Below are 8,204 nucleotides of genomic sequence, written 5' to 3' on the forward strand. Positions count from 1 at the left end.
GCGCCGGTGGGTGCCGACCGTTGGTCGGCACACCGCCTATCGCGAATGCCCGAACACCAGTTCGATCACGAACTGGCTGCCGAAGAAGGCCAGCAGCAGCAACAGCATCGCCGCCAGCGTCCAGTGCACCGCCTTCATGCCGCGCCAGCCGTAGCGCCGGCGGCCGATCAGCAGCACGCCGAACACGATCCACGACAGCACGCTCAGCACGGTCTTGTGCACCAGCTTCTGCGCCAGCAGGTCGTCGACGAACAGCACCCCGGTGACCAGGGTGAGGGTCAGCAGCGCGAAGCCGACGGTGATCACCCGGAACAGCAGTGATTCCAGGTCGGCCAGCGGCGGCAGCGCGCGCAGCCAAGGCCGGAACTCGCGGCGGCGCAGGGCGCGTTCCTGCAGCCACAGCATGATCGCCAGCAGCGCGGCGATGCTCAGCGTGGCGTAGGCCAGCAGGGCCAGCCAGGCGTGGCTGGCCAGGCGCCAGCCCAGCACCTTGCTCGGTTCGTGGCCGTAACCGTGGTAGGCCAGCAGCAGCACGGCGGCCAGCGGGAACACCACCACGCCCAGCGCCGACATCCGCCCGCGCGCGCCGACCAGCGAAGTCAGCCAGGCCATGCCCAGGCCGACCAGCGACAGTGCGGCGAAGAAGTGCATGTCCGGCCCGCCGTTGGTGCGCATCGCCACCATCACGTGGTAGCCGCCGTGCAGCAGCATGGCGGGCAGGGCCGGCCACAGCCAGATGGGGGAGCCGGTCGTCTCATCGCGGCCAAGCGCGCGCACCAGCAGGGCACTGGCAGCCAGGTAGAGCAGGACGGCGATGAGAACGATTGTCATCGTTGCAGTTTCGCATACCCCCGTGATGCTGGCGACGGCCCCGTGGCCGCAGTCCGGGGAGACAGCCAGACCCGTTATACTGTCTGCCTTATTGTCCCCCGCTTTCAGACAGGTTGCGCCGCATGTTCGAGTCCCTGACCCAGCGCCTTTCCGGCACCATCGAGCGCCTGCGTGGCCGTGGCCGCCTGACCGAGGAGAACATCCGCGAGGCGACCCGCGAAGTGCGCATCGCGCTGCTCGAAGCCGACGTTGCGCTGCCGGTGGTGCAGGCGCTGATCGAGCGCATCAAGGTGCGCGCGGTCGGCCAGGAAGTGCTGAAGTCGCTGACCCCGGGCCAGGCGCTGATCAAGGTCGTGCGCGACGAGCTGACTGCGGTGATGGGCGCTGAAGCCAGCGACCTGAACCTCAATGTGCCCGCTCCGGCCATCATCCTGATGGCGGGCCTGCAGGGCGCCGGCAAGACCACCACCGTGGGCAAGCTGGCCAAGCACCTGAAGGAAAAGCGCAAGAAGAAGGTGATGGTGGTCTCGGCCGACGTCTACCGTCCGGCCGCGATCGAGCAGCTGAAAACCCTGGCCGAGCAGGTGGGCGTGCTGTTCTTCCCGTCCAGTGCCGACCAGAAGCCGGAAGCCATCGTCCGCGCCGCCATCGACGATGCACGCAAGTCGTTCGTCGACGTGCTGCTGGTCGATACCGCCGGCCGCCTGGCCATCGACGAAGCGATGATGGCCGAGATCAAGGCCCTGCACGCTGCGGTGAATCCGGCCGAAACGCTGTTCGTGGTCGACGCCATGACCGGCCAGGACGCGGCCAACACCGCCAAGGCCTTCGGCGATGCCCTGCCGCTGACTGGCGTGGTACTGACCAAGACCGACGGTGACGCCCGCGGCGGCGCCGCGCTGAGCGTGCGCTACATCACCGGCAAGCCGATCAAGTTCGTCGGTGTCAGTGAAAAGCCGGAAGGCCTGGACGTGTTCCACCCGGACCGTATCGCCAGCCGCATCCTCGACATGGGCGACGTGCTGTCGCTGGTCGAGCAGGTCGAGCAGCAGGTCGACAAGGACAAGGCCGCCAAGCTGGCCGAGAAGGTCGCCAAGGGCAAGAAATTCGACCTGAACGACATGCGTGACCAGCTCGAGCAGATGCAGAACATGGGCGGCATCGGCGGCCTGATGGACAAGCTGCCGGGCCTGGGCAACATCCCCGACCATCTGAAGCAGCAGGTCAGCCAGGGCAAGGAAGTGCCGCGCATGATCGCCATCATCAGCTCGATGACCAAGAAGGAACGGCGCAATCCGAACCTGCTCAACGGCTCGCGCCGCGCGCGCATCGCCAAGGGCTCGGGCGTGACGCCGGCCGACGTCAACAAGCTGATGAAGCAGTACATGCAGATGGAAAAGATGATGAGCAAGATGGCCGGCGGTGGCATGAAGGGCATGTTGCGCAGCATGAAGGGGATGATGGGCGCCATGGGCGGCCGCGGCATGCCGTTCCGTTGATGACGGCCCCGTCCGCAATCTGATGTAGCGCCCGGGCCCACGCTCGGGCGGCGGCGCACAAGCGCCGCAGCAGGCCGTCGGGCAGCAGGCTCGACTCTTCCCCTGTCCTGCGCGCACCATGGGGGCCTGTCCGAAACGATGGGCCGTCATGCAGAGTTCCGCTGTAGCTTCCCGCGCCGAGGCGTTCTGCCGGCGCTTTGGCGTTTCCGTTCCGATCCTGCTGGCACCGATGGCCGGTGCCTGCCCGGTACCGTTGTCGGCTGCGCTGGCCAACGCCGGCAGCATGGGCGCAATGGGCGCGGTGTTGTCCTCTTCGGCCGATATCGGTCGCTGGATGGATGACTTCCGCGCAGCCTCCAGCGGTCCGGCGCAGGTGAACCTGTGGATGCCGGACCCTGTACCTGCCCGTGACGTTGCCGCCGAGGCCGCCAGCCGCGCCTTCCTCGCGCAATGGGGCCCGGAGGTGCCGGCCAGCGCCGCCGACGCCACGCCGGCCGACTTCGAAGAACAGTTCGCCGCACTGCTGGCGGCGCGTCCTGCGGTGGCCTCGACCATCATGGGCGTGCTGTTGCCGCGCCACGTGCAGCAGTTGAAGGACGCCGGCATCGCCTGGATCGCCTGTGCCACCACCTTGTCCGAAGCGCGCGCGGCACAGGACGCCGGCGCCGACGCGGTCGTGGCGCAGGGCGCGGAGGCCGGCGGCCATCGTGGTTCCTTTGATCCGGCGATGGCCGAGCGCCAGCTGGTGGGACTGTTTGCGCTGCTGCCGCGCCTGGCCGATCAGCTGCAGATTCCGGTGATTGCCGCCGGCGGCATCGCCGATGGCCGTGGCATCGCTGCCGCACTCACCTTGGGCGCCAGTGCGGTGCAGATCGGCACCGCCTTCCTGCGCACGCCGGAAGCGGCGATCGCTTCGGCGTGGGCCGATGGGCTGGCCGCCAGCGAACCGGAAGATACCTGGCCGACCCGCGCCTTCAGTGGTCGCCTGGGCCGTGGCCTGGCGACGCCCTATGTGCGCGCCGCTGCTGCAGAAGGCGCCCCCGCGCCGCGTCCATACCCGGTGCAGCGCGGCCTGACCGCCCCGATGCGCAGGCAGGCGGCACAGGAAAATCGTCTGGCGGCGATGCAGGCCTGGGCCGGGCAGTCGGCGTGGATGGCGCCGGCGCAACCGGCCGCCGACGTGCTGCGCGGCATGTGGGAACAGGCGCAGGCACTGCTGCCATGATGGTGAGCTGCAACGGCCGGGCGGCGCAGGTGGAGGATCTCCTGCCGGCGCTGGTGAATTACGGCCACTTCACCTCGCTGCAGGTGCGTGGTGGTGCAGTGCAGGGGCTGGACCTGCATCTGGCGCGGCTGTCACAGGCTACGCGCGAACTGTTCGGCAGCGAACTGGACACGGTGCAGGTGGAGGCATGGATGGCGCAGGCATTGCAGCAATCAGGGCAGGCCGATGCCTCCCTGCGGGTGACGGTGTACTCGCGCCGCTTTGATTTCCGCAATCCGCTGACGGCGGTGCCAGTGGACGTGCTGGTGGCGGTGTCCGCGCCGATGAAGCTGACCGCCTCCAAGCGTGTGCGCAGCGTGGCCTGGCAGCGCGAGATGCCGCAGATCAAGCATGTGGGCACCTTCGGCCTGTTCGCCGAGCGTCGCGCGGCGATGGCGGAAGGATTCGACGATGTGCTGTTCGTCACCGCCGATGCCGGCGTGAGTGAAGGCAGCACCTGGAATCTGGCCGTGCACGATGGTGAACGGCTGCTCTGGCCGCAGGCGCCGGCCCTGCGCGGGACTGCCGAGGCACTGCTGAAGCAGCATTGGCCGGGGCCTCAGGCCACTCAGCCGCTGCGGCTGGCCGATCTGGCCGGCGTGAAGGCGGCTTTTGCCTGCAACGCCAGCGGGTTGTGGGCGCTGGAGGCCATTGACGGACATGTCCTGGCCGGCTCGCCGGCGCTGGCTGAACAGGGCAGGCAGGTGTTGGCGGCGGTGGCTTGGGACAAATTGGGGTCAGATCCCTTTTGCGCCGCAAAAGGGATCTGACCCCGGGAGTTCATCCCCGGGGTTGGCCCGGCCGCGATCTGCCGCTATAATCGCCCGCTTACCTCGCCATCCTGGCGACTGGGCAATAGGAAAAACACCATGGTCAAGATTCGACTGACCCGCGGCGGCGCCAAGAAGCGTCCGTTCTACCACATCATCGTCACCGACGTGCGCAGCGCGCGCGACGGCCGCAACATCGAGCGCGTCGGCTTCTACAACCCGGTCGCCCAGGGCGCCGAGAAGCGCATCGAGCTGGACCTGGCCCGCGTTGACCATTGGGTCAAGAACGGCGCCCAGCCGACCGACAAGGTCCGCAACCTGATCAAGGAAGCGACCAAGTCCCAGGCCGCTGCGGCCTGATCCTGACGGGCCACGCTTCGGCGTGGCCCTCTTGGTTGAAGCAGATGAAAGATATCGAGCGCCGCATCCTGCTGGGCAGGGTTGTCGGCGCTTTTGGTGTGCGCGGCGAGATCAAACTCGAGTCCTGGACCGAGCCACGTTCCGCCATTTTCCGTTACCAGCCGTGGATCGTGCGCAGCCCATCCGGCGTGGAAACCACGGTTGAAGGTGTGCGCGGCCGCGACAGCGGCAAGCACCTGGTGGCCCGTTTCCCCGGGGTCGAGGATCGCGATGTGGTCGAAGCGATGCGCGGCACCGAGATCTACGTGGCCCGCAGTGCCTTGCCGCCGCCGAAGCCCGATGAGTATTACTGGGTGGACCTGGAAGGCCTGGATGTGAAGACCACCGAGGGCGTCGCCCTGGGCCAGGTCTCGCACCTGTTCAGCACCGGCGCCAATGACGTGGTTGTGGTCCGGGGTGACCGCGAGCGGATGATTCCGTTCGTGCAGCCGGACTTCGTCAAATCGGTCGATTTCGAGGCCAACCTGATCGTGGTCGACTGGGATCCCGAGTTCTGAGTGTGAGCATGCGTTTCGACGTCATCACCCTGTTTCCCGAGTTCCTCGCCCAGTCCGCTGGACTGGGCGTGGTCGGGCGCGCGCAGGAGAAGGGACTGTTCAGCCTGCATGGCTGGAACCCCCGTGATTACGCCGAAGGCAACTACCGCCGGGTGGACGACCGTCCGTTCGGTGGTGGCCCGGGCATGGTGATGCTGATCGAGCCGCTGCAGGCCTGCCTGCAGGCGATCCGAGAGGCCGATCCCACCCCGGCGCGGGTGATCTATCTCAGTCCGCAGGGTGCGCCGTTGACCCAGGCCAAGGTGCGGGAACTGGCGGCGCTGCCGCGCATGGTCCTGCTCTGTGGCCGCTACGAGGGCATCGACGAGCGTTTCCTGGAGGCCAATGTCGACGAGGAAATCTCCCTCGGCGACTACGTGCTGTCCGGGGGCGAGCTGGGCGCGGCAGTGATCATCGACGCCGTGGCCCGCCTGCAGGACGGTGCCCTGAACGATGCGGAGTCGGCGGCGCAGGACAGCTTCGAGGGCGACCTCGGCCTGCTCGACTGCCCGCATTACAGCCAGCCGGCCCAGCACCCACTGGGGGACGTGCCGGAGGTGCTGCGCTCGGGCAACCACGCGGCCATCGCCGCCTGGCGCCGCCAGCAGTCGCTGCTCCGGACCGCCCAGCGACGCCCGGACCTGCTGGATGAACAGGCACTGGGCAAGGCTGACCGCAAATTGCTGGAGCAGGGCCGTCAGGCCCGGAACCAGAAGGCCAGCCCCTAGCGCAGGGCTGGCTTTATCGGCTATCATGACCAATTCCCGCCATCTCCGGTTGGCGCGCGCAGTACCAAAACAAACGTGCAGCACAGTCCGGTGACTGCATGAGCCCACGTTGTCGATACGACACGCCCACCCGAACAAGAATCGGTGTAACCCATGAGCAAGCTGAACAAGTCCATCGTCGCGGAATTCGAATCCGCCCAGATCACCCGTGAACTGCCGAAGTTCAGCCAGGGCGACACCGTTGTCGTCAACGTGAAGGTGAAGGAAGGCAGCCGCGAGCGCGTGCAGGCCTACGAAGGCGTCGTCATCGCCACCAAGAATGCCGGCCTGAACTCCTCGTTCACCGTGCGCAAGATCTCGCACGGCTACGGCGTCGAGCGCGTTTTCCAGACCCACAGCGCCATCATCGACTCGGTCGAAGTGAAGCGTCGTGGTAAGGTCCGCGCCGGCAAGCTGTACTACCTGCGTGGCCTGGAAGGCAAGGCTGCCCGCATCAAGGAAGACCTGGCTGCCGCTGCTGCCGCCAAGGCTGCCCGTCTGGCCGACAAGGCCTGATAAACAACTTCGGTTGTTGCCGCGACGGCCACCTTCGGGTGGCCGTTTGCGTTTCCGGCATCGCATCGGCCACGATCAGCTGATGAGCGACATCAACCCGCGCTATCCCGCCGTGATCCAGTCGGCACTGCGCTTTCTCGACGGCAAGGGGCTGGCGCGCGTGCAGTCGGCGCCGCTGCTGCACCGCCTGCTATGGCGCCTGGGCATTGCCCTGCCGCCACCGATCCTGGCGGGCTTCGGCACCAATGCGCTGGTGCAGGGCCTGCTGTTCGGGGTGTTCTGGACCGCGCTGATGTGGCTGATGCTGTGGCAGGGCAGCGAGCGCCCGCTGGCGCTGTTGCTGGTGGCCGGCCTGTCGGCTGGCGTGCTGTTCGGTATCGTGATGGCAGCGCTGATGCGCTCGCTGCGCTGCCACCGCAAGCTGCCGGACTGGCGCCGGTTCCGCGCACGGCAGGCGGGCTGAGCCGATGGCGCACTGCGCCGTGACCACCGGGCGGGCCCGCGCTAGGCTGCAGCTTCATCCCGATGGACATAGCGTGCGATGCCTGCCAAGCGAACCGCACCTTCCACTGCGCCCACGCTGCTGTCCGGTGGCAACCCGCAGATCGCCAAGGGCGAGGGCGATGCGCCGGTGCAGGCATACATCGCCGCCATGCCGGACTGGAAACGTCCGATCGGCGCGCGACTGGATGCATTGATCGAGCAGGCCGTACCTGGGGTGCACAAGGCGGTGAAGTGGAACTCGCCGATGTATGCGGTTGCGCCGGGCGAAGGGTGGTTTCTCAGCTTCCATTGCTTCACCCGCTACATCAAGGTGGCGTTCTTCCGTGGCGCGGCACTGGCGCCAGTGCCGCCCGAGCCGTCCAGGAGCGCCGATACGCGTTACCTGCACATCCCGCAGGACGGCCTGCTGGATGAGGCACAGTTCCTCGACTGGGTGCGCCAGGCCGCCGCGTTGCCCGGCGAGCGCATGTAACCCCGACCTTCTCATTCCTTTCCCGACGAGAGCTCCTGATGGCCACGCATGCCCCCAACCCGGCCGATGCCGGAACACCGGCCACCGAGTTGATCGATGCACGCATCGCCGAGTTGGCAGACTGGCGCGGTGAAACACTGGCACGCGTGCGTGCGTTGATCCATGAAGCGCTGCCCGACGTGCAGGAAACCTGGAAATGGCGGGGTACACCGGTGTGGGAGCACAACGGCATCCTGTGCACCGGCGAGACCTACAAGCAGGCAGTGAAGCTGACCTTCGCCAACGGTGCGGCGCTGGCCGATCCAAAGGGGCTGTTCAACGCAAGCCTGGACGGCAACACGCGGCGTGCGATCGACATCCATGAAGGCGCGATGCCGGATGCCGCTGCGTTCAAGGCGCTGCTGCGCGCGGCGGCGACGCTCAACGCGGCGAAGAAGAAGCGGTAAAGCCGGCCGCTGGCCGGCTGCTTTGCGATGCTTGCGGAGGGGTTTGAAGTTGCCGGCCAGCGGCCGGCACTACCGTGGTAATCCCCGGCGGCGAAGAAGCGGTAGAGCCGGCCGCTGGCCGGCTGCTTTGCGATGCTTGCGGAGGGGTTTGAAGTTGCCGGCCAGCGGCCCGCACTACC

Annotated in this window: 11 protein-coding genes; 10 read left to right on the forward strand and 1 reads right to left on the reverse strand. The window is 67.3% G+C overall.

Annotated features, from left to right (window positions below):
* Positions 1 to 36: 36 nt before the first annotated feature.
* A complete protein-coding gene (locus tag ACM0O9_RS18885; RefSeq protein ID WP_005415730.1) occupies positions 37 to 831 on the reverse strand; it encodes a cytochrome C assembly family protein in 795 nt (264 codons plus the stop codon).
* Positions 832 to 953: 122 nt separating this feature from the next.
* On the opposite strand from ACM0O9_RS18885, the gene ffh reads away from it, so the two are divergent.
* From ffh to ACM0O9_RS18935, 10 genes are all read left to right on the forward strand, one after another.
* Complete coding sequence (ffh, locus tag ACM0O9_RS18890) at positions 954 to 2,330, forward strand: signal recognition particle protein (protein ID WP_005408591.1); 1,377 nt, start codon at positions 954 to 956, stop codon at positions 2,328 to 2,330.
* Positions 2,331 to 2,478: 148 nt separating this feature from the next.
* Positions 2,479 to 3,555, forward strand: a complete 1,077-nt coding sequence (locus ACM0O9_RS18895) for an NAD(P)H-dependent flavin oxidoreductase (RefSeq protein WP_061479149.1) — start codon at positions 2,479 to 2,481, stop codon at positions 3,553 to 3,555.
* A complete protein-coding gene (locus ACM0O9_RS18900; RefSeq protein WP_414603936.1) occupies positions 3,552 to 4,364 on the forward strand; it encodes an aminotransferase class IV family protein in 813 nt (270 codons plus the stop codon). The genes ACM0O9_RS18895 and ACM0O9_RS18900 overlap by 4 nt, the downstream gene beginning before the upstream one ends.
* A gap of 99 nt (positions 4,365 to 4,463) precedes the next feature.
* Positions 4,464 to 4,724, forward strand: a complete 261-nt coding sequence (gene rpsP / locus ACM0O9_RS18905) for a 30S ribosomal protein S16 (RefSeq protein ID WP_005415733.1) — start codon at positions 4,464 to 4,466, stop codon at positions 4,722 to 4,724.
* A 44-nt stretch (positions 4,725 to 4,768) separates the two neighbouring features.
* Positions 4,769 to 5,281 carry a ribosome maturation factor RimM gene (rimM, locus tag ACM0O9_RS18910; RefSeq protein WP_005415734.1) on the forward strand — a complete coding sequence of 171 codons (513 nt, stop codon included), beginning with the start codon at positions 4,769 to 4,771 and terminating at the stop codon, positions 5,279 to 5,281.
* 8 nt (positions 5,282 to 5,289) lie between these two features.
* A complete protein-coding gene (gene trmD, locus ACM0O9_RS18915; protein ID WP_005415735.1) occupies positions 5,290 to 6,048 on the forward strand; it encodes a tRNA (guanosine(37)-N1)-methyltransferase TrmD in 759 nt (252 codons plus the stop codon).
* A gap of 153 nt (positions 6,049 to 6,201) precedes the next feature.
* Positions 6,202 to 6,603: a 50S ribosomal protein L19 gene (gene rplS / locus ACM0O9_RS18920; RefSeq protein ID WP_005415736.1), complete on the forward strand. Its 402-nt coding sequence runs from the start codon at positions 6,202 to 6,204 to the stop codon at positions 6,601 to 6,603.
* Between the two features lie 82 nt (positions 6,604 to 6,685).
* Positions 6,686 to 7,066 carry a DUF6404 family protein gene (locus ACM0O9_RS18925; protein ID WP_262221256.1) on the forward strand — a complete coding sequence of 127 codons (381 nt, stop codon included), beginning with the start codon at positions 6,686 to 6,688 and terminating at the stop codon, positions 7,064 to 7,066.
* Positions 7,067 to 7,144: 78 nt separating this feature from the next.
* Positions 7,145 to 7,579, forward strand: a complete 435-nt coding sequence (locus ACM0O9_RS18930; protein ID WP_005415738.1) for a DUF1801 domain-containing protein — start codon at positions 7,145 to 7,147, stop codon at positions 7,577 to 7,579.
* Positions 7,580 to 7,617: 38 nt separating this feature from the next.
* The gene (locus ACM0O9_RS18935; protein ID WP_065178085.1) at positions 7,618 to 8,025 is read left to right on the forward strand and encodes a DUF1801 domain-containing protein; all 408 of its coding nucleotides are present in this window, start codon (positions 7,618 to 7,620) and stop codon (positions 8,023 to 8,025) included.
* The last annotated feature ends 179 nt before the right edge of the window (positions 8,026 to 8,204 follow it).

Origin of the sequence: Stenotrophomonas sp. FR012, from assembly GCF_047520565.2 — a bacterium.
GTDB classification, from domain to species: Bacteria; Pseudomonadota; Gammaproteobacteria; order Xanthomonadales; family Xanthomonadaceae; genus Stenotrophomonas; species Stenotrophomonas sepilia.